Annotated in this window: 18 protein-coding genes; 7 read left to right on the forward strand and 11 right to left on the reverse strand. The window is 43.6% G+C overall.

Annotated elements, in window-relative coordinates; all coding sequences use genetic code 11:
• Positions 1 to 73 precede the first annotated feature (73 nt).
• From ACS8E3_RS06910 to ACS8E3_RS06920, 3 genes are all read left to right on the forward strand, one after another.
• Positions 74 to 1,207: a multidrug resistance efflux transporter family protein gene (locus tag ACS8E3_RS06910; protein ID WP_439242606.1), complete on the forward strand. Its 1,134-nt coding sequence runs from the start codon at positions 74 to 76 to the stop codon at positions 1,205 to 1,207.
• A gap of 97 nt (positions 1,208 to 1,304) precedes the next feature.
• Positions 1,305 to 1,940: a trimeric intracellular cation channel family protein gene (locus ACS8E3_RS06915; RefSeq protein WP_439242608.1), complete on the forward strand. Its 636-nt coding sequence runs from the start codon at positions 1,305 to 1,307 to the stop codon at positions 1,938 to 1,940.
• A 25-nt stretch (positions 1,941 to 1,965) separates the two neighbouring features.
• Entirely contained in the window at positions 1,966 to 2,628 is a 663-nt protein-coding gene (locus ACS8E3_RS06920; protein ID WP_439242610.1) for a trimeric intracellular cation channel family protein, read from the forward strand.
• A 4-nt stretch (positions 2,629 to 2,632) separates the two neighbouring features.
• Here the strand turns inward: ACS8E3_RS06920 and recJ are convergent, their stop codons facing one another.
• Positions 2,633 to 4,459 carry a single-stranded-DNA-specific exonuclease RecJ gene (recJ, locus tag ACS8E3_RS06925; protein ID WP_439242612.1) on the reverse strand — a complete coding sequence of 609 codons (1,827 nt, stop codon included), beginning with the start codon at positions 4,457 to 4,459 and terminating at the stop codon, positions 2,633 to 2,635.
• 252 nt (positions 4,460 to 4,711) lie between these two features.
• Between recJ and ACS8E3_RS06930 the strand changes: the two genes are divergently transcribed.
• The 3 genes from ACS8E3_RS06930 to ACS8E3_RS06940 all read left to right on the forward strand — a co-directional run bounded on the left by ACS8E3_RS06930 (position 4,712) and on the right by ACS8E3_RS06940 (position 7,634).
• Complete coding sequence (locus ACS8E3_RS06930) at positions 4,712 to 5,227, forward strand: hypothetical protein (protein ID WP_439242614.1); 516 nt, start codon at positions 4,712 to 4,714, stop codon at positions 5,225 to 5,227.
• A gap of 157 nt (positions 5,228 to 5,384) precedes the next feature.
• Positions 5,385 to 5,771 carry a hypothetical protein gene (locus tag ACS8E3_RS06935; RefSeq protein WP_439242616.1) on the forward strand — a complete coding sequence of 129 codons (387 nt, stop codon included), beginning with the start codon at positions 5,385 to 5,387 and terminating at the stop codon, positions 5,769 to 5,771.
• Positions 5,772 to 5,963: 192 nt separating this feature from the next.
• Positions 5,964 to 7,634, forward strand: coding sequence for an alkaline phosphatase D family protein (locus ACS8E3_RS06940; protein WP_439242618.1), 1,671 nt, complete (start codon positions 5,964 to 5,966; stop codon positions 7,632 to 7,634).
• Positions 7,635 to 7,765: 131 nt separating this feature from the next.
• Here the strand turns inward: ACS8E3_RS06940 and ACS8E3_RS06945 are convergent, their stop codons facing one another.
• Positions 7,766 to 8,146 (reverse strand): hypothetical protein, encoded by a 381-nt coding sequence (locus ACS8E3_RS06945; protein ID WP_439242620.1) that lies wholly within the window; start codon positions 8,144 to 8,146, stop codon positions 7,766 to 7,768.
• A 220-nt stretch (positions 8,147 to 8,366) separates the two neighbouring features.
• The gene (gene uvrB, locus ACS8E3_RS06950; RefSeq protein WP_439242622.1) at positions 8,367 to 10,478 is read right to left on the reverse strand and encodes an excinuclease ABC subunit UvrB; all 2,112 of its coding nucleotides are present in this window, start codon (positions 10,476 to 10,478) and stop codon (positions 8,367 to 8,369) included.
• 483 nt (positions 10,479 to 10,961) lie between these two features.
• Between uvrB and dps the strand changes: the two genes are divergently transcribed.
• The gene (dps, locus tag ACS8E3_RS06955; protein ID WP_439242624.1) at positions 10,962 to 11,444 is read left to right on the forward strand and encodes a DNA starvation/stationary phase protection protein Dps; all 483 of its coding nucleotides are present in this window, start codon (positions 10,962 to 10,964) and stop codon (positions 11,442 to 11,444) included.
• A 94-nt stretch (positions 11,445 to 11,538) separates the two neighbouring features.
• Here the strand turns inward: dps and ACS8E3_RS06960 are convergent, their stop codons facing one another.
• The 8 genes from ACS8E3_RS06960 to ACS8E3_RS06995 all read right to left on the reverse strand — a co-directional run bounded on the left by ACS8E3_RS06960 (position 11,539) and on the right by ACS8E3_RS06995 (position 19,787).
• On the reverse strand, positions 11,539 to 12,102 hold the full coding sequence (locus ACS8E3_RS06960) for a DUF2059 domain-containing protein (protein ID WP_439242626.1): 564 nt from the start codon (positions 12,100 to 12,102) through the stop codon (positions 11,539 to 11,541).
• Positions 12,103 to 12,172: 70 nt separating this feature from the next.
• Positions 12,173 to 13,222, reverse strand: coding sequence for a cation diffusion facilitator family transporter (locus ACS8E3_RS06965; RefSeq protein WP_439242628.1), 1,050 nt, complete (start codon positions 13,220 to 13,222; stop codon positions 12,173 to 12,175).
• A 123-nt stretch (positions 13,223 to 13,345) separates the two neighbouring features.
• Entirely contained in the window at positions 13,346 to 13,915 is a 570-nt protein-coding gene (locus ACS8E3_RS06970) for an acyl-CoA thioesterase (protein ID WP_439242630.1), read from the reverse strand.
• 158 nt (positions 13,916 to 14,073) lie between these two features.
• A complete protein-coding gene (locus ACS8E3_RS06975) occupies positions 14,074 to 14,499 on the reverse strand; it encodes a DUF2177 family protein (RefSeq protein ID WP_439242632.1) in 426 nt (141 codons plus the stop codon).
• A 101-nt stretch (positions 14,500 to 14,600) separates the two neighbouring features.
• Positions 14,601 to 16,088 (reverse strand): class I SAM-dependent methyltransferase, encoded by a 1,488-nt coding sequence (locus tag ACS8E3_RS06980; protein ID WP_439242634.1) that lies wholly within the window; start codon positions 16,086 to 16,088, stop codon positions 14,601 to 14,603.
• A gap of 150 nt (positions 16,089 to 16,238) precedes the next feature.
• Complete coding sequence (locus tag ACS8E3_RS06985; protein WP_439242636.1) at positions 16,239 to 17,261, reverse strand: DUF1365 domain-containing protein; 1,023 nt, start codon at positions 17,259 to 17,261, stop codon at positions 16,239 to 16,241.
• An 11-nt stretch (positions 17,262 to 17,272) separates the two neighbouring features.
• A complete protein-coding gene (locus ACS8E3_RS06990) occupies positions 17,273 to 19,000 on the reverse strand; it encodes an NAD(P)/FAD-dependent oxidoreductase (RefSeq protein WP_439242638.1) in 1,728 nt (575 codons plus the stop codon).
• Positions 19,001 to 19,046: 46 nt separating this feature from the next.
• Complete coding sequence (locus ACS8E3_RS06995; protein WP_439242640.1) at positions 19,047 to 19,787, reverse strand: SDR family NAD(P)-dependent oxidoreductase; 741 nt, start codon at positions 19,785 to 19,787, stop codon at positions 19,047 to 19,049.
• Positions 19,788 to 19,854 lie beyond the last annotated feature (67 nt).

Consider the following 19,854-nt stretch of genomic DNA (forward strand, 5'->3'; position numbering starts at 1 on the left):
TTCAACTACTATAGTATTCAGTCACTTATAGTGAGTCCCAAAAAAAGCATACAGCTCGCACAAGGATGCCAAGATGGTCAAACTTATTTTACTAGGCTTATTGGCAGGGGCACTGTTTAGCTCGACCTTTATCCTAAATGAAGCAATGAGTAGTGCCGGCGGCCATTGGTTTTGGTCCGCTAGCCTACGTTATACCTTTATGTGGTTAATGCTTAGCGTCATTATCGCGATGCAACATGGCTTTGGCCGTCTAAAGGAGCTAAGCGTCATCTTTGCTCAGCATTGGCGCTTTTGGTGTGTCACAGGTAGTATTGGTTTCGGCGTCTTTTATACCGGTATTTGTTACGCGGGTGATCATGTAGCTGGTTGGGTGGTTGCCGCGACTTTTATGTTTACGGTGGTTACAAGTTTACTGGTGCTACTCGCTTTCGGGCAGCGCTTCGATAAGAAGTTCATCGCTTACGCGTTACTGGTGTTCATCGGGGTAGTATTAGTTAATCTAAGTGAAGGCCTGCGGGCTTCAGCGGTGGAGACAGTAGCGAGCGCCTCCATGTCCGAGATGATTCTTTTGGGGGCGCTTCCTGCCCTGCTAGCCGCTTTCTGTTATCCGATTGGTAATCAATTGGTTTGGCAAGTGTCCTATAATTCACGCCAGCATACCGCTAAGATGCGCGAGGTTCAGGCCTACGCTTATGAGCAAAGGGTACAGCCGATAGTCAATGAAGCACCCATTCTCTCTAGCGCTATTGACCCTAATCTCGATCATTCTTACCCTAGCGACTCTGTGGCTAGCCATCAGCCCTCGTCTTTATTACAACATTTAATCAGCCGCATTCCTGCTGTTGAAACGGACTTACTACAAGATGCCTTTAATAAAGTTTGGCTGATGACGTTGGGTAGTTTGCCATTTTGGCTACTATTGGGCATTATAGTGCGTCCTGAGGCGCCAAGCGGCTCTCAGCTATTTAACACGTTACTAGTGGCGCTACTAGCTGGCGTCGGTGCGACCAGTATTTTTCTTTATGCGCGAGAGCGTGCAGTGACTTCAAGTGAAGTGGCTGGCGTCGACTCCACCCAGGCGAGCGAAGTGATTTTTGCCTTGATGGGCGGTATGTTGTTTCTAGGTAATATGTTGCCCTCAGCTATGGGTCTGTTAGGTATTGGACTCATCATTTTAGGCTTGATACTGTTTGCTAAAGACGGCTAATCATAAAACGAGCTCTCGATTTTTATAGAATATAAGCAACCACTCATCACAAAGCGCCATTTACCATAAAGAACAGTCAGCATGGAAAAACATAACAATGGTTAATGATTTGATTTTCCCTGATATTTTACTATACCTACTAGATATGGTTGGGGTGATTGCTTGCGCTATCGCGGGCACCCTGCTCGCTCAGCATAAAGGCTTCGATATCGCCGGTTGTATTTTAGTATCGATGGTTAATGCGATTGGTGGCGGAACTTTGCGTGATATGGCTTTGGATCGCCATCCGTTGTTTTGGATGACCGATCTTAATTACGTCATCGTTATCACCGTGACCTCCCTTGTCCTACAAGTATTTTTTCATCTATATCATAAGATCGATAATGCGCTCAGATTATTCGATGCCATAGGGCTTGCCGCCTTTAGCGTCATTGGCTTTAAGGTCGCCCTTCATCAAGATATGTCGCCCCTGATTGCCATAATGATGGGAGTTTGGACGGCCATTATTGGCGGCATGCTACGCGATATCATCTGTAATGAGATTCCCTTAGTTCTACAACGTGAGATCTATATTTCTGCTAGTGTTGCCGGTTCAGTGACTTATCTATTACTCGACTATTTAGGTCTAAACCCTGGGCTTAACGAGTTTATTATGCTCGGCGTTATCTTTGCCGTACGTATGTTAGCGGTAAAGTTTGACTGGCATCTGCCTTCTATTCGTCTTGTTGATTGATATCAATAATAACTTAGCCGCGCTTATGTTAAATATTGCTTTAGATGCTACCCTAATCACTACCTTTGACCCGCGTTCTTTATTATATCTATTCGATATGATAGGTATTGTTGCGTGTAGCGTCTCTGGAACGATTTTGGCAAAGCACAAAAACTTCGATGTTTTTGGCTGTTTATTGGTCTCTATTGTCACCGCCATTGGCGGTGGTACCGTGCGCGATGTGATTTTAGATAGGCATCCGCTATTTTGGATGGTTGATATGAGCTATCTGACAGTCATTACTATAGCTTCTATAATGACACAGATATTTTTCCACCCCAATTCAAAGAGGGTTGATAAGTTTTTAAAACTCTCTGACACCATCGGTCTATCAGCGTTTACTTTGATCGGTATCAAAGTTGCCGATAGCATGGATGCTAATGTGCCAGTAGCGTTGCTATTAGGAGTTATTACGATCATTGTCGGTGGCATCATTCGCGATATGATCTGTAATGAGATTCCGCTGGTACTACAACAAGAGATCTATATTAGTGCCGCTTTAGCTGGTGGTGTTTTGTACTTTGCCCTGTATAATTTAGGGGTTGCAGTTTGGATTGCTGACATCTCTGCTATGAGTGTCATCTTTAGCATACGTATGTTAGCCATTCGCTACGATTGGCAGTTCCCTTCATTAGAGTGGCGACGTTAAGATTTTAGTTTACTAAAACCAAGTCTTTCACCATCAGCTGTAAGCTACGTTTACCATTCCACTCGTTAACATCAAGCTCAAAGAGGATATGCACCTTTTCAGCGCGGTAATCCCAAGCAGCAGCATCGAAGTTGAAATAAATGGCATCGATAGGATACTGCACACCAGGATAGCGCAAGGAAAGTTTGAGATGCTTATCTTTTAATATCTTAAAGCTCAATACTTCAAATATGCCATCGAATATCGGTGCGGCAAAGCCATGGCCCCAAATACTGGCCTCAGCCAGCTCATCGGCAAACCATAAGCTAAAGTCGCTGGCTTGCAGCTCGCCATCGGTAAATTTTTGCTCGGCAAAGATCTCTTGGTCCAGCTCCTCCATTACCTTATCAAAAGCGGCTACAAACCCCTCAAAATTACCACGCTTAATAGTCAAGCCCGCCGCCATGGCATGACCACCAAAGTGAGTGATAAGCTCGGGGCTGCGCTCAGCCACTTGCTCAATAGCATCGCGAATATGTACGCCAGCGATGGAACGCGCTGAGCCTTTGATCGCGTCATCAGCTCCCGTACGCTCGGTATCCGCAGGAGCAAAGACAATACTAGGCCGATAGTGACTCTCTTTTAAGCGGCCAGCGACGATACCGATGACGCCTTGATGCCAGTCGTCTTGATAAAGCACGAGGCTGCGCTTAGCGTCAACGGCTGGTTTTTTTTGCACTTTAGTAGCAATAATAATATCATCGCTACCCTCCAAATCTTCTTCATGAATAGCATCAGCGGCAGCGTTCTCATCTTCTAAAGCTTGCAGGATCTGATCAGCTTGCGCGCGCATCTCACCTTCGACTTGCCGACGATTACGATTGAGTAGCTCAAGCTCATGCGCTAAACGCTGCGCGCTACCCCAATCATCGGTAAGCAAACACTCGATACCGATACGCATATTGTCCATGCGTCCCGCCGCATTAATCCGTGGACCCAATACAAAACCAAAGTCTTGTGCATGTAGCTGCTTGGGATCGCGCCCTGCTTGCTCAAGTAATGCCAGAATACCGATACAGCAGCGCCCTTGACGAATCGCGTTTAGTCCATGGTGGACAAGAATACGGTTATTCTTATCGAGTACGCCGACATCAGCGATAGTACCTAGTGCGACTAAGTCTAAATACTGACTGACTTGCACTGATGATTTGCCAGCTTCACGTCTAAGCTTAGCAAGCCTGCCTAACACATAGAACGCTACCCCTACTCCAACTAGCGCCTTGCTAGCAAAGGTGCAGTCCAATTGATTGGGATTGACTACCGCTTCAGCCGGCGGCGTCGCTTTCGTCGTTAGATGATGATCGGTAATAATCACGGTGATACCGTCCGCTTGCGCGCGCGCAACACCCTCATGACTTGAGATACCATTATCAACGGTGACAATCAAATCAGGCTGATAAGTCTTGATGCCTAATTCGACAATCTCAGGGGTTAGGCCGTAGCCATACTTAAAACGATCTGGCACCAAAAAATCAACTTGCGCGCCCATCTTGGTCAACGCGCGCATCATCAGCGCGGTACTAGTCGCGCCATCACAGTCAAAATCGCCTACTATCAAGATACGTTTATTAGCATCGATAGCAGCATCTAATAGGCGCACCGCTTCCGTGACTCCATGCAAGTCTTCAGCGGGCAACAGACCTGACAGACGAGTCTCAAGCTCTTCAGGCTGCATGATACCGCGGCCGGCATAAAGCCGAGCAAGGGTGAGAGATTGGGCGGCTAACGGCTGTAGCGCGGTGGGCAGCTCGTCAATGCGAGTGCCAGTAAAGCGAGGAGTTAAATTTAGCATAGCGGTATTCTACTGGCTTTAGCGAAGGGTCACAATGTTAATTTTTGCCCAACTCTGCTCATAGTTTAACTGGTCTGCTGCATATCAGTTAGAGTAATTCTCATGATAGCAGTTACAAAAACCGTGCATTTTCGCGCTACTTTTCTGCAATTTGCTACAAAGCTATGATTGTACGGCGCAGATATTTCCTTAAACTATCAATTAACTATTTGTTTCTACCTTTAACTATTCATTCTATTATAAGGATAATTTATGAAAACGACGCCAAAAGCTGAAAAACTCCCTAACACTATTGATCCTAATTTAGATCTCGAGCAAGTAAGAAAGGAGTGTCTAAAATTAGTCAAAAAACGCGCGAAGTTTTCAGCAGGTGTAGCGGTTGTTCCCGTACCCTTTTTTGATGTCGCCGTTGATGCGGGTATGCTCACGCAGTTAATCCCTGAGATTAGTGAGCGTTTTGGTTTGATCGAAGACCGCAAATCTGCCATTGATCTAGAGTCGCGCGAAGTGCATTGGAGTGCTATTAGAGACCGTACTGTCGACTTTGCAGGACTCATGGCCACCCGCGGGATTGTTAAAAAGACGATTCAAGGGTTTGGTGGTCGTATTGCTGCCAAGCAAGTCACTAAGTTCATTCCATTAGGTGGGCAGTTAGTCGCGGCAACGATGGGCTACACTATATTTAAGAAGATTGCTTCTGACCACGTTGAGGACTGCTATAAGCTTGCCAAAGAGATTCAGCAAAAAGAAAGTAGCAAAAACGTCTAAACCATTAGGGTCTGCCACAATGTAACCAGTTAAGCTTGGCTTAGCTGGTTTTTTATTACCGATTTGTGCAGATAGATTGATGAAGTATTCACTACTACCAATCAAGCGCTTGGCATGCTATTTTGCCTACTATAAATTCAGCTTAAAGGACTAAATGATGAAAAAACTTATACTCTCCACTACAATGCTAGCGGCCTTTGCTTTAGCAGGCTGCGCTTCTACTGGTGCTAATAATAATGCAGGCAATCCTATCGGTACCGCCAATGAGATCGGCATGAATGTCTTTAAAGCCGCTATTGATAACCAATGCCGCAGCCAAATCGAAAACCAGAATGCGTGGCGTATTGCTAGCGCTGCGATGAGCGATAAGCAAGAAGAAGCTCTCAAATCTCGAGTCTGCGGCTGCGTTAGTGAGCAAGCTCCGCAGCAAGTGACTCTCGTTGAATTAGGTAATGCGGCAATAGATCCAAGCTACCGTACACAATTGGTCACTAGAGTCGTCGCAAAATCGCTACAGAGCTGTTACGGCAGCATCGTTGGCTAAGCGGTTATAAACACCTTCATTGTTCAAATAAAGTCAGCGTAGTAATTGCTTAAATAAGCTTATTCATATAAATTGTGGATAAGCTATTTTTTTTATAAAGCATTCTTATTTTTGATAGTAGAGAGTTTTGATAGCAATAAATCTAATCTATCATGAGATATGGAATTTCTACTGATATATCAAGGAAGACAGATGAAAAGACGTGATTTTATAAAGTTTGGCAGCCAAGCGACTGTAGCAGGAACTCTGTTGGTTCAGCTAAGCGCTTGCTCCTCAGATTCAGACGACTTTAATAAGGTAAACAACGACTCAAACAAAATAGATGACTTAGGATATCAAGGCGCTGCGCCTTTCGTCCATGGCATTGCCAGCGGCGACCCTTTACAAGATAAAGTGATACTATGGACGCGCATTACCAATGACGGTAGCATCAACGCCGCTAGCATCCCTGTTGGTTATATCGTTGCGACTGATCCAGAGCTACAAAACGTCGTAGCTAGAGGCAAAAGCAGAGCGACTGCTGAGACCGACTTTACGGTAAAAGTAGATCCTAAGTTACCTAAGCCTAATACCACTTACTACTATCAGTTTGAGGCTTTAGGTTATGACTCCCCTATCGGTCGTACTCGCACTATCCCTAACGCTGACTTGCCAGCAAGCGAAGTTGATCGCGTGCGTTTGGCGGTAGTGTCTTGCTCCAATTATGGCTTTGGCTACTTTAATGGTTATGCCGATATTGCTAAGCAAGCGGATATCTCAGCAGTTCTTCACTTAGGTGATTACATTTATGAGTATCCAGAAGGCTTCTATCGTGACAACAATTTAAAAGACGAGCGCCCAATTTTCCCTGAGAATGAAATTATAAGCTTAGAAGATTATCGCCTACGCTACGCCTGTTATCGTACTGATATCGATCTACAAGAGTGTCATCGTCAGCATCCGTTTATCGCGGTTTGGGATGATCACGAAATCGCTGATAACTCATGGAAGGGCGGTGCTAGATTCCATTTTCCAAATAAAGGCAGCTATATAGAGCGCAAAATGTCAGCGGTGCGCGCATATCACGAGTGGATGCCGATTCGCGATGATGATAGCAATGAGCTAGATAGTCAACTGCGTATTTATAGACGTTTTGAATTCGGCAAACTATTTGATTTAAACATGTTAGACACCCGTATCTTTGGCCGTGAAAAGCTTGATGCCTCTGCTAGTAATGAGCCTGAGCGCCAATTGCTCGGACTTGAACAAGAAAACTGGCTCTATCTCAACTTAATGGATGGTAAAAATCGCGGCGCAACTTGGCAGGTGCTAGGTCAGCAAGTAATTTTGGCACCCTTTATGGGAGCATCTGCAACTAATTCTGGCGATATTTGGAACGGCTATGCTAGTGCACGTAATCGTTTATTAGACTTTATTGAAGATAACAATATCGATAACACTGTCGTACTCACCGGTGACTATCATGCTTCCTTCGCTTTTGATGTTGCCAAAAATCCTTTTGATATTAGCGGCTACAATCCAGCCACTGGAGAAGGCTCGCTGGCGGTAGAGTTCGTCTGTCCGGCTTTGACCTCATTGGCTGTACCTGAGATGAATTCAGGCCCAGAAGCCAATCCGCATCAAAAATTTATTAATCAAGTTGATCATGGCTATATGCTTCTTGATATCACTGAGCAAGCATTTGCTTGTGAATGGTACTATACCGATACCTTAAAAGAGCGTAACGATAGCACTCGCTTTGCGAAAGGATTAGTCACGCAAACATCAACGAATCATTTGGTAGATAGTTCGCAAACACGAGCTATTACCGGCTCACCAGCTCTAGCCTCTAAAGACAAAGCCAATACAGTAAAAGTAGCTTAATTAGGACGTATTAAAACTAAGCTATAAGAAACTCTTAAACTATAATAAAAAAGGTGCACTAATTGCTTAGCGCACCTTTTTGTATAGATACTTTTGACGCAATGCTAACCTAACATAATGGCCTTAAATAATTAAAGCTGATCAGCATTCGTAATAACGGTATCAGGACCGATAGCTGCCGTCATAGGCAATACTTTACTACGGCGGAAATACTTAGAATGCGTGTTTATAATTTCATTAACACCATCGATTAGATCTTCAATGACATCATCATAAATACCGTGATGTAACTCAGTTTCAAAATCGGTAAAGGGATGCTTGCGCGCCGCTGCTCTCACGTCAGTAATGCCTTGTTTGCTATAAAAAATATTAACACTACCATCACTATTTAGCACACAGTTTAATTCTCCCTCATCAACGGTCATATCTAAACGCTTAGGGGTGAAAATATAATCATCAACGTCAAGTAACTCTTTTTCGATTCCTTTTTTAAATAACGCTTTAACATCCATTACAGTTATACTCCTAGAACAAAATAACTTGTAAATACTTTTTTTGTTTTAGTCATCCTTTTAAAAGCCCGTTTTTCATGACTTATTAGACAACGCTTTATAAACTTATCCTACAAGATGCGACTATGACTTTTAAGGTAAAAAGTGTAAATCTGCGTTTAGGGTTAGTAAGGCTTAAGCTGCCCCGCTCTACCCTAGCGCTTGAATATCTCACTCTCTTTTAAATCAAATGTGCCTTAAGCTCCAGCACCTTATCCCGTGTCTTCGCGGCGTCCTCAAACTTCAGATCGCGGGAGAACTGCTTCATCAGCTTCTCAAGGCGATTGATCTCTTTGGCCAGCAAATCAGGACTTCTAAGGATACTGATATCGACATCCGGCAGATTACTCTTAACGGGAATCGCTTGATTATCATTGGCATCAAGCTCCTCGCCGGTGTCAATTTTATCCGTGACACTACGGCGCGCGCCTCTTGGAGTAATGTTGTGCTCAATGTTAAAGGCGATCTGCTTTTCGCGACGACGATCGGTCTCTTCTATTGCCTTCTCCATGCTCGGCGTAATACGATCGGCATAAAGAATGGCTTTACCGTTTAAGTGACGGGCAGCGCGGCCAATGGTCTGGATCAAGGATCTCTCAGAGCGCAAAAAGCCTTCTTTATCCGCATCAAATATGGCAACCAATGACACCTCTGGCATATCCAAACCTTCACGCAACAGGTTAATCCCGACTAACACATCGTGCACGCCAGTACGTAATTCATGAATGATTTGCATGCGCTCAACGGTGTCGATATCAGAGTGCAGATAAGCGACTTTAATATCGTACTCTTTGAGATAACTGGTTAAGTCCTCCGCCATACGCTTAGTCAAAGTGGTAATCAGTACACGCTCATCGAGCTCGCGGCGTTTGGTAATCTCAGATAAAACATCATCCACCTGCGTCAGTACCGGACGGATCTCAATCTCAGGATCAATCAGACCGGTTGGGCGCACCACTTGCTCAACGACTTGTTCGCTATGCTCTAGCTCATATTGTGCCGGCGTAGCGCTGACATAGATCGTCTTAGGCTTGATGCGTTCCCACTCTTCAAACTTCATCGGCCGATTATTCATCGCGCTTGGCAGACGAAAGCCGTAGTTCACTAGGTTCTCTTTTCGTGATCTATCGCCTTTATACATCGCCCCGACTTGCGAGACCGTAACGTGCGACTCATCGATAAACAGTAGCGCGTCCTCAGGGATATAATCAAACAGTGTCGGCGGCGCTTCACCCCATGGACGACCGGATAAATGCTGCGAGTAGTTCTCGATACCATTACAGTAGCCGAGCTGCTGAATCATTTCTAGATCGTATTGAGTACGCTCTTTAAGACGCTGAGCTTCAATTAGTTTATTGTTATCACGGAAATACTCAAGACGCGGCTCAAGCTCCTCGCGAATGGTATGAGTGGCGGCTTCTAAACGATTCCGCGGAGTGACATAATGCGACTTAGGATAAATAGTAATGCGCGGTACACTACGTACGGTCTTACCTGTTAAGGGATCGAACCAAGTGATCTTCTCGACTTCATCATCGAACAAATGCACGCGTATCGCTAGCTGCTCAGATTCGGCAGGATAAATATCGAGTAGCTCCCCGCGTAGACGATAAGTACCACGGCCAAAGTCTAGCTCGTTACGGGTATATTGCATCTCAACCAAGCGCTTAATCGTCGCCGTGCGATCTATCTTATCGCCGACCACAACATGCAACAGCATTTTCAAATAGCTTTCAGGATCGCCCAAACCGTAAATACAAGAGACGGAGGCGACAATAATAGCATCACGGCGCTCAAGTAATGCCCGCGTCGCCGACAAGCGCATCTGGTCAATATGATCGTTGATAGCGCTGTCTTTTTCGATAAAGGTGTCACTTGCCGCTACATAAGCTTCGGGCTGATAGTAATCATAATAGCTGACAAAATACTCCACCGCATTATTAGGAAAAAACGCTTTAAACTCACCATACAACTGAGCGGCAAGGGTCTTGTTATGCGCCATAATAATGGTTGGACGCTGGCACTCACTAATAACCTTCGCCATAGTATAAGTCTTACCAGAACCAGTTACGCCAAGCAATAACTGCTCATCCATATCTGCATTAATACCCTTAACGAGCTTTTCAATCGCTTGCGGCTGATCGCCTGCCGGCTCAAAGTCAGTGACCATCTCAAAGGCACGGCTTGATATTTGTGTTCCTGACGCATTGACGCCAACGATTTCAGCTTCGCCTTGCAGCTGAGTGGCCAATTGATTTAACTGACGCGACGAGCGCGGTTCGGGCATACGCATATTAGTTTTCTTCCTGACGTTTGTAAGGATAAGTATAAGAAGTAAGGTTTATAACAAGGTGGGGGCTTAAGCGCTGTTTTTAAAGGTTATTTGCTAGCTTTTATCGCTTATTAAGACATCAATTAAAGCTCATAATTACTGGCTCTCAAAACCAAAAATTCACCATGACTCATGAACGAGTTATCACAAACAAACCATTAAAACGCTTTATTAAATTAAAAGTATTGACTGGCTTAAGTAATCAAAGTTTATCGATAAGGCTAGTTTCAGCTATTATATTTACAAAGCTTTTCATGCTTAACAAAGCCATTACATGACCACCTAATAAAGCCTAACGCTCATGGGTTCCCTACTTCTAATAAGCTGCTATTATTAGTATCGAAAGTTGATAAGAAAACGCTGACTAAGGATCTCGAACTAAGCGTCTAAGATTCTAGTCAGTCATTAGATAACAATTAAATAAAACCAAAAATGGAGTAATTTATGAGAGAACGTTATGCAAGCGGTATAAATGATGACACTGCCAAAAAAATGGTCGATCTATTGAATGCTAACTTAGCCAACTTGATTGATTTGAGTATGGATAGCAAGCAGTGCCACTGGAATCTACAAGGTACTGGATTCATCGGTGTGCATCAGTTATTAGATGAAACTTATGACCGTCTGACGGAATCTTTTGATACTGTCGCTGAGCGTATTGTCATTCTTGGTGGTAAAGCTAATGGCATCTCTAAACGTGTCGTTGAAGATTCTATTTTAGAAACTTATCCAACTGACATTACTGAGGTCGAGCAGCACGTTCGTGAGCTAACCAACCGTTATAAAACTATTGCAGCCTCACTACGCGAAGGTATAGATGCAGCTGGTGATGCAGGCGATGAAGATACGGCTGACTTATTGACGGAAGTAAGCCGTACTATCGATAAAGATGCTTGGTTCATCGGTGCTAATGCGCCTAAGAAGTAATAGTTTATTTGAATATAAATTTAGAATTTATAAAATAAAAAGGTCATCTTATTAGGTGACCTTTTTTTTGACAATCATTTATGGTTGTTCTAAATTACCGTTCTAATTTTAGAGACTTAAGTTCTTTCGTCATGATCGGTAAAGCTTTTTTCATCTCAGTAGTTACCTTCTCAGTAGTAATCGCTCTAACCTCATCAGCATACTCTTGCATCATTATAGGCTGTTTTTTTATTATACTTGCACCCTCTTTACTGTTATAAAAGTTGATTTGAGCGTCTACTTCTGCTTGAGTAAAGTACTTCTTGGCGGCGTTCATATAAGCCTTTATTTGTGCTTCATTGATAGTTTCGATATAGGCATCATCAAATATGCTACTGCTATAATCAGAGATGACTGCTATTAATTGTTGGCGTTGAACATTATTGATATCATCAGATACTACACTAGATATCATTGAATCATTGACCAATTTTTGCATACTATCTTTTGAAGACATCTGCTTAATCGTCTCGTTTAACTGTGTCACCTCTACTAGCTCCCTCAACGATTTATCCGTAGGGGTTGCTGCTTGTACACAGAGCGTTGGCACCGCCATCAAGGTAACCGCACTTAGACTCAACGTTAGAGCTACTGTGGTACTTTTGAGTAATGATTGCATATCCTCTCCTACTTTAAAGTTGCCTGTCATTTAAATTCAGCTGGCTAGAGTCGTATTCATCCGCTATTTTTTATGACTCATTTGCAAGGCTTAGAGGTTTAGCATTAGGCGCAGACAAAGTTAGTATCGCTTGTTGGAACAGCTCATTGGCGCGCAACTGAGTTTCGATAGCTTCAAATTTTTGTGCGATGCTTTGCTCTTTTTGATTACCAACGATGTCTACGGCTGCAACCATAAATATCTTCTGCGGGCCGACCCATTCTAGATGTAGATAAGAGACGCTCTCGATGTCAGGGTGGCTTAGTAGCGCCTCTAGCACATAGCAATGCATCCTTGCTGATACCTTATGACCGACCAAAAAATCACGGTTTCGACTGATCAGAAATATCGCTACCGCGCCTAGTAATATGCCTACAATAATGGAGCCTAGCGCATCCCAAAAGGGCTGTCCGGTATAAACATGCATACCCATTGCCGCCGCCGCGATAATTAGACCAGTAACCGCCGCTAAGTCCTCAAAAAACACCCCGCGCAAAGTCGGATTAGAGGTCTCAACCACATAACCAATAGCACTAACCTCTAAAGCCTCACCCTGTTTTTTACTTTGCAAATAAGCTTGCACAAGCGAGAAGCCCTCAAGCACAAAAGCCACTGCCAAAATAATGAAAGCTATGGTGTAATTGGTCTCAGTCTCTGGGGCATTCCATTCGGTGATACCCGTATAAATAGAGACGATGGAGCCTGCCATAAAAACGCCAAAAGCCGCTATCATCGACCACACATAAGCCTCTTTTCCATAACCTAAAGGATGGCTTTTATCAGCGGGTTTGACTGCTTTTTTTTCAGCGACTAATAAAAAAACCCCATTTCCCGTATCTGCCCATGAGTGCGCAGCCTCCGCGACCATAGATGCCGAACCGGTAATAAATGCGGCGACAGACTTGGCAATAGCGATCAAAAAATTAGCGCCGATGGCAATCAAAACCGTAATCACCGAGCTAGACTTTTTATCTTTACTATCAGGATCTGGTTCAGGCTTCTGCGCGTTTGACTTATGGCGCGACAGCTCTGGACCGCCTAGGTGTAATTGTGGGTTGGCGACGGATGGTTTCAAACTCATAATGAACTCTATAACGTAGCTTAAAAGAAGATAGTTAGCATCTATACTATCTCGCCTAGAATAAATTAACCTTTATTATTTTACAGTAGCGCATCCGTTAATTGGCGGTAACTTTTGATAACGCTATTTAGATTCTGGGTTGGTCTGCGTATTTTCAGCCGTGCGTGTCAACTCTCCAACTTCTTTATTGATATCACAACTAGGACGGTGTGAGCTTTGCATACGCATCTCTTTACGCTCTAATGCTGCATCGGCTCGGCATTGTTGGCTTTCGTTCTTAATCTCAAGCGGCGGTACGGGCGTAGGTTTGCCGTTATCATCAATAGCGACCATCGTGAAGTAGCAGCTGTTAGTATGGCGAATCGTTCGCGCGCGCACATCTTCTGACTCGACTCGGATACCGACCTCCATCGAGGTGGTGCCGACGTAGTTGACACTAGCGGCAAAAGTAACGAGCTCGCCGACATAGATAGGCTCGCGGAACATCACTTGATCGACCGATAACGTGACAACATAGCTGCCGCTATAGCGACTGGCACAAGAATATGCCACTTGATCGAGCATTTTTAGTAAGTCGCCACCGTGGACATTGCCAATGAAGTTTGCCATATCTGGGGTCATCAATATCGACATATAAAGTTCGTGATTGAGCGGTGCTCTTTTTGCAGTGGAGCTAGTGTTGTACTGAGCCATAGTTGTCCTTAGTCATTAAACAGAATCATTATAAAATTGGTTTATCATTTATACAGCAGGTGGATAGCTAGTGCAAATCCACTAAACACAAAAAAAACGGCTTAACCTAAGTTAAACCGCTGTTATTTATGGCTTAAATAGTTAAACGGCTCAAACTCTTAAGCTGGAGTCGCCTTATTCAGCCAGCCAAAACGGTAGGCCAACCAAGCTGTGCCAGCACTCACTGTACCGGTTAAAAAACCACCCCAAGTAAAATCTACCAAAGCGGTATCGAGCGTATAGCCTTTAAATAATGCTAAATTAGTAAAGTCATAAGTCCCATAAGCCATTAAGCCAAGTAATCCACCCAATAGAAAAATATGCCCAATAGAAGCTTGTGCTTTTATCTGCGGATAAAGAACAATAATACACAGCGCTAAGATATAAAACATATAGAACACAGCAGCCGCCATCATATTGGGTTCGTCCGCTAAAAGATGACCTATACGCTCCTCATAAAATAGTCCTTTCATCGTTGACAACCAGACGAAGTCCACGCCTAAAAACATAGCAACGGCAACAAGATAAACAAACGTATAACCCATAACGACATCCTTTTATTTCAATGGTTTTAGTAGCACTGTAGTTTAGTAACGCTTTATTCTCATGATGCAGAGAGTTTGGCTGCTACTCTATAGCTCATTTGTTAAACTGTGGCGGTATCCGTACTCGAAGAAGCCGTTTGCATCTTAATATCTGCAATAAACTTATCGCTTTTTTCATCACGATTAGAATCAGTACTATCAGAGTCAAGAGAATGCGACGTAGGCGAATTCGAGAAATGTAAAATATCAATATTGTCAGGTTTGACTGCAGTTAGCTGTACGACGCCAATGGTACGCTCTAAAAATCCGCCTTCACAGTAACAGAAATAAAAATTCCAAAGACGGATAAAAGCCTCGTCATAACCGAGCGCCTTAATTTCCTCGCACTGCTCCATAAAGGCTAAACGCCAATCTCGCAACGTATGCGCGTAGTCAAAACCGTAATCATGTAATTGCTTGATGACCATATCGGTCTGCTGAGTGAACTGATTGTTCAGCTCTTGATTGGAGAGCAGACAACCGCCTGGGAAGATATGGGTCTGGATAAAATCGACTGAGTCGACATACTCTTGGTAGTTTTGATCATTAAAAGTAATAGCTTGTAGCACCATTAGACCTGTAGGCTTAAGCAGCTCATTACACTTGGCAAAAAAGGTGGGCAGATACTCATAACCAACCGCTTCGATCATCTCAATACTGACAAGCTTATCAAATTGACCGGTCAGCTCACGATAGTCCTGCTTAAGTAAAGTTATCTTATCTTCTAGCCCTGCTGCTTGTACCCGTGCCTTTGCTTCATCGAACTGCGCATCGGATATCGTCGTGGTGGTAACATGACAACCATAATGAGTAGCGGCATAAATCGCAAAACCGCCCCACCCTGTACCGATCTCTATCACTTGATCATCGCTAGTCAACTGCAAACGCTGACAGATAAGCTCAAGCTTGTGCTGCTGTGCTTGCCTGAGCGTGGCTTTAGGATTCTTATAGACCGCGGAGGAATACATCATGGTCTCATCTAAGAAACGCTGATACATATCGTTGCCCAAATCATAATGGGCTAAGATATTGGATTTAGATCCTGACTTATCGTTGTTACGCAGCTGATGGTTGGCCTTCTCAAAAGCTTTACTGATACCAGCAAAACGATTTTCTAATTTATTAAGTACCGCTAGATTACGCGCCGCTAAGCGTATCAAACCTGTTAAATCATCGGTATCCCACTCGCCATCGATGTAGCTATCGGCCAGCGCAATAGAGCCGCCGAATAATAACTGACGATAGACGCTGATATCATGGATGCTCAGCGTCACGTGCAAAGAGTGGCGACCGATAGCAGAGCTACTTTTCACATTGAGCGCTTGACTACCAAAGCTATGAGTCTGCGCATGCTGCGTATAGTCTTCGATGACGGTAATACCGCCGAACTGCACTCGTTTTAGTGCTTGAAATATCGCCTTTCTCGCTAAAGCACTAACCCCATTATTGATAGGTTTCAACAGCGAACTATCGTTTAAAGTTTGACTCAAACGGGCATTGATTTTCTCTAATCTACGGCTTGGCTGACGGTCGGTTGGTCGGGCTGACATTGCTGTGGTATCCTTTTGTCCATTCGAGATAGTCGCTATCAATAATCGCTGATGACTGCTTTTACTCTTTACTGCTATGTTTAAAACTCATCTATTTAAACTTCGAAAACGGCTTGGCTTTGGCTTACTTTTCTGTTACGTCGTAATTGCTTATTCGTTAGTGGCTTGCCCGCTATCTGCTAGCTTTTCATCGTAGTTGATATAAGGGACTTTCTTTATCGCGTAAAGTTTAAAAGCGTGCCAATAAATACGGCTCAGCGAAGTGAAATTCATCAGCGGATTTTGTTTTAAGCTTTGGCGGATGCTCTCTTGGGTCATCGGCTCACCATTCATCTTTATACCGGTTTTGAGCACCTCACCGCGTTTATCACTGATATTAATCGCTATACGAATATCAAAAATATCGTTTTTTTTAGCTTTATGATTAGCTGCTTTACTGGATTTATAACGGTGTGGTTTTACGCTGACCTGCCAGTGATAGCGCTGATCGATAGGGTTAAAGGGCGAGACATGAAAATCTTTATCATGGCAAAACTCAGTCTCCTCGCCGTCCAGTAAAAAACCATAATAATGACGCTTATCCCACGGCGTATTAGAGACTTCCGCAAGCAGATGGGTTGGCGTTTGCTCGGTATCAAAGCCAATATAAAAATTCACTGGGCTGAAATAAACACCAACATTACGGCAAACTACTAGCCCAATAATATCGCCTGTAGGACTACTTCCTGCTTTTTCAGTGAAAACAAAAGTCAGACGTTGCAATAACTCATTTACACTTTTACCAGTACTTTCATCGGTAGTTACATCGTCGAAGGTATTTTTATTTGGCGTTGTTAATTCTAACCCTTGCAAATAATCATCAGCATAAAACTGCTGTAGCGCTTTGTGTTTCGCTGAAAATATCGGTATCCCTTTTATGATTGCTTGACTAAAAGGTAATCTATCTAGAAATTTTGCGTTATTAGGACTGTTACTAGAATTGTTACCTTGAAACCACGAGCTAACGACTTCAGGTAAACCGCTATTTGTTGCTAACGCAGTAATATTGACGCCCCAATAACGGTACGGATAAGTAAATTTATGCACGTTCGGTAATAGGCGACTGTGCCACGTTGTACCATGAAACAGTTGATGGGAAAATCTACTATTAGACGAACGGTCATTTTTAAGCATTAAGCTCTCTTTTATTTATGGTCATTGCTGCTGAGCACTCTAGTCAACAGACCGCGCCTTTTAGTTTTATTATTTGTCGATCTCGCGGGCTTGGCTGCTAGCGACGAAAGATACTCTACTAACTCTTGATTGGTATCCGCGCTTAGTAGTTGGCGGTTTTTTAACTTACGAGCAGCTTGATCGGCTTTGACCGGGATGTCTTTATAAACAAAGGGCGTATGCGCAGCCTCACTGTCTGGCAAATGACAGGCGTCAACCTCATCTTTAATATCAATATGGCTACCCAAAGACTGACAAACGCGCAGACCGCTACGCACCCCATCTTCATGAAAACCATTAAACCAATAAGCGCCGCAAAAGTGCGTATGCAGACCACTGCTAGAGATGGTTGACCACTGTTTTTGCGCCTCTATCATCGGCTTATCAAACACTGGATGGCTATAATCAATCGACTTGATAATTTGTGCAGGGTTAATCTTATGATTAAGAGTCACTAGATAATTATGCTGCTTAGTCAGCCTTTGTAAGATATTCATGTGATACGTCAGCACCGGTTTCGCTTGAGACTGCTTACCTGTATTATCTGTCTTGCCATCGGCATCGAGCAAATAATTCCAACTTGCCCAAGCTAAAGGCTTGTTAGGCAGTACGCTAGTATCAGTGTGCAACACCGCCGTATTTGAGGTAAAGCGAAAATGACCTAACACTGCTGACTCATCATCACTCGCATCCTGCAAAATCTTCAAAGCAGTATCAGCGTGACAAGCAAAAATCACTTCATCAAAGCATAAGCTTTCGCTAACGTTATTATGATCATCAATACTATTAACGACCAAGTGAACTTTACCGTCCGTCTGATTACGAGTGACAGACTGCACGGGCGAATTGACTCGGACTAGCCCGCCTTTTTTTACAAAGTGTGTCACTAGCTTATTGACGTACTGTTTCGAGCCGCCTTTGATAGTGAACCATTGCGGGCGATTGACTACATCGAGCAAACCATGATTATCAAAGAACTGCGCGAAGAATACTAAAGGAAAATCCTGCACTTCCTCTAAGCTCGTTGACCAAATAGCCGATACCATAGGCAGCAGATAGTTATCAGTAAACAGCTTACCGTAACGTTTACTGGCTAAATAATCGCTCAGCGTCTGCTGAGTAAAAACCCCGACCTCTTCACCCTTGCTGCGAGCCGCTTCAAAATCCTGACGTAGCTGCTTCAGCTGCTTGTTGAATTGCAATATATCTTGTACAAAGCGCCAAAACTTCGGATTAACGATATTTTTACGCTGCGATAACAAGGTATTAAGGGTATGACCGTTATATTCAAAATTGCGCGCGACGTTTTTGACCGAAAAGCTCATATCTGTCGATTGAAATGGCACTTGCAGCTCATGCAATAAGCGAAAAAAATTCGGATAAGTGCGCTCATTAAAGACAATAAAGCCAGTATCAATCGCACTTTTTTCGACCTGACTGTTTTTACTAAACCTAGACTTAGACTTTCTGCCCTCTTGTAGCGTCACCTCAATGGTATTTACATGACCACCAATATAGTCGTTGGCTTCAAAAACGGTAACATCGTGCTCTTTTACCAAATAATGCGCGCAAGTCAGCCCTGAGACGCCTGAACCAATAATCGCGATGCGCTTTTTAATTTGCTTTTGAGTGCTAATATTTTCTTTTTTTGCATGAGTATTAGCTTTTGCTGTTACAGACTTACGGCGAAAAAACGGCATGCATAGTATCCTGAAAAATTTTATTGTATTTATATAGAGAGCCAACTTACGACTTTTTATTAAGCTGTTTACTCACTTGCTGCCATGCCATATCCGGCAGTGTGCCTAAAGTTTTTAGCGGCAGGGTTAGTTTCTTAGGAAACTCAATGACTTCATGCTCCGCTGCGATGCCATCACGAATGGCTTGACTGGCTTGCTCAGTAGTCTGCAAAAACGGCATAGGGAAATCGTTTTGTTTAGTCATCGGTGTATCGACAAAGCCTGGTACTACTAAACTCACCGACACTTCATACGGCGCTAAGCTGATTTGTAAAGTTTTCATTAAGTAATGAATCGCCGCCTTTGAGCTTCCATAAGCCTCGGCGCGAGCAAAAGGTACATAAGCCGAGGCTGAGCCTAGCCCGACTAGTCGACCTTTTGAAGCGATTAGTTTTGGTAACACGCCTTCGATAGCGTGTGATAGCGTGCCCATATTCACTGACATGACCTTCATAAAGGTTTCGCTGTCAAAGTTCGGCATATCTAAATACTCGCAGGCTCCTGCGCAGCAAATCGCTAGATCGACTTGTTCAATATTCTCAAAAGCCTCGATAACCGCTTCTCTATCCATCAAGTCAAGATCTATGGGCATCGCACCTAATTTCTTTAGTTCTGCTAAAGCGTCATCATCACGGCCCACCGCGTAGACCTGCTCATTGTTTGCTAAGTAATCTTTTGCTAATTGCATGCCAATGCCAGAGGTGGCACCAGTGATGACAATATGACGTTTTTTTGACGAAGTAGTCATGGTTATGCTCCTTAGCTAATATGTTTGTGGATAGATTATTAACTCGAAGTTGTTTTGGTAACACTCG

Origin of the sequence: Psychrobacter sp. 2Y5, assembly GCF_051847375.1 — a bacterium.
Classification (GTDB): Bacteria; Pseudomonadota; Gammaproteobacteria; order Pseudomonadales; family Moraxellaceae; genus Psychrobacter.

What these genes read in the sequence shown, in the direction of transcription:
- ACS8E3_RS06990 (WP_439242638.1), bottom strand. Translation starts at nt 19,000, where the DNA reads ATGCCGTTTTTTCGCCGTAAGTCTGTAACAGCAAAAGCTAATACTCAT.
- recJ (WP_439242612.1), bottom strand. Translation starts at nt 4,459, where the DNA reads ATGCTAAATTTAACTCCTCGCTTTACTGGCACTCGCATTGACGAGCTG.
- ACS8E3_RS06975 (WP_439242632.1), bottom strand. Translation starts at nt 14,499, where the DNA reads ATGGGTTATACGTTTGTTTATCTTGTTGCCGTTGCTATGTTTTTAGGC.
- dps (WP_439242624.1), top strand. Translation starts at nt 10,962, where the DNA reads ATGAGAGAACGTTATGCAAGCGGTATAAATGATGACACTGCCAAAAAA.
- ACS8E3_RS06960 (WP_439242626.1), bottom strand. Translation starts at nt 12,102, where the DNA reads ATGCAATCATTACTCAAAAGTACCACAGTAGCTCTAACGTTGAGTCTA.
- ACS8E3_RS06935 (WP_439242616.1), top strand. Translation starts at nt 5,385, where the DNA reads ATGAAAAAACTTATACTCTCCACTACAATGCTAGCGGCCTTTGCTTTA.
- ACS8E3_RS06940 (WP_439242618.1), top strand. Translation starts at nt 5,964, where the DNA reads ATGAAAAGACGTGATTTTATAAAGTTTGGCAGCCAAGCGACTGTAGCA.
- ACS8E3_RS06930 (WP_439242614.1), top strand. Translation starts at nt 4,712, where the DNA reads ATGAAAACGACGCCAAAAGCTGAAAAACTCCCTAACACTATTGATCCT.
- ACS8E3_RS06910 (WP_439242606.1), top strand. Translation starts at nt 74, where the DNA reads ATGGTCAAACTTATTTTACTAGGCTTATTGGCAGGGGCACTGTTTAGC.
- ACS8E3_RS06965 (WP_439242628.1), bottom strand. Translation starts at nt 13,222, where the DNA reads ATGAGTTTGAAACCATCCGTCGCCAACCCACAATTACACCTAGGCGGT.
- ACS8E3_RS06945 (WP_439242620.1), bottom strand. Translation starts at nt 8,146, where the DNA reads ATGGATGTTAAAGCGTTATTTAAAAAAGGAATCGAAAAAGAGTTACTT.
- ACS8E3_RS06970 (WP_439242630.1), bottom strand. Translation starts at nt 13,915, where the DNA reads ATGGCTCAGTACAACACTAGCTCCACTGCAAAAAGAGCACCGCTCAAT.
- ACS8E3_RS06915 (WP_439242608.1), top strand. Translation starts at nt 1,305, where the DNA reads ATGGTTAATGATTTGATTTTCCCTGATATTTTACTATACCTACTAGAT.
- ACS8E3_RS06920 (WP_439242610.1), top strand. Translation starts at nt 1,966, where the DNA reads ATGTTAAATATTGCTTTAGATGCTACCCTAATCACTACCTTTGACCCG.
- ACS8E3_RS06980 (WP_439242634.1), bottom strand. Translation starts at nt 16,088, where the DNA reads ATGTCAGCCCGACCAACCGACCGTCAGCCAAGCCGTAGATTAGAGAAA.
- ACS8E3_RS06995 (WP_439242640.1), bottom strand. Translation starts at nt 19,787, where the DNA reads ATGACTACTTCGTCAAAAAAACGTCATATTGTCATCACTGGTGCCACC.
- ACS8E3_RS06985 (WP_439242636.1), bottom strand. Translation starts at nt 17,261, where the DNA reads ATGCTTAAAAATGACCGTTCGTCTAATAGTAGATTTTCCCATCAACTG.
- uvrB (WP_439242622.1), bottom strand. Translation starts at nt 10,478, where the DNA reads ATGCGTATGCCCGAACCGCGCTCGTCGCGTCAGTTAAATCAATTGGCC.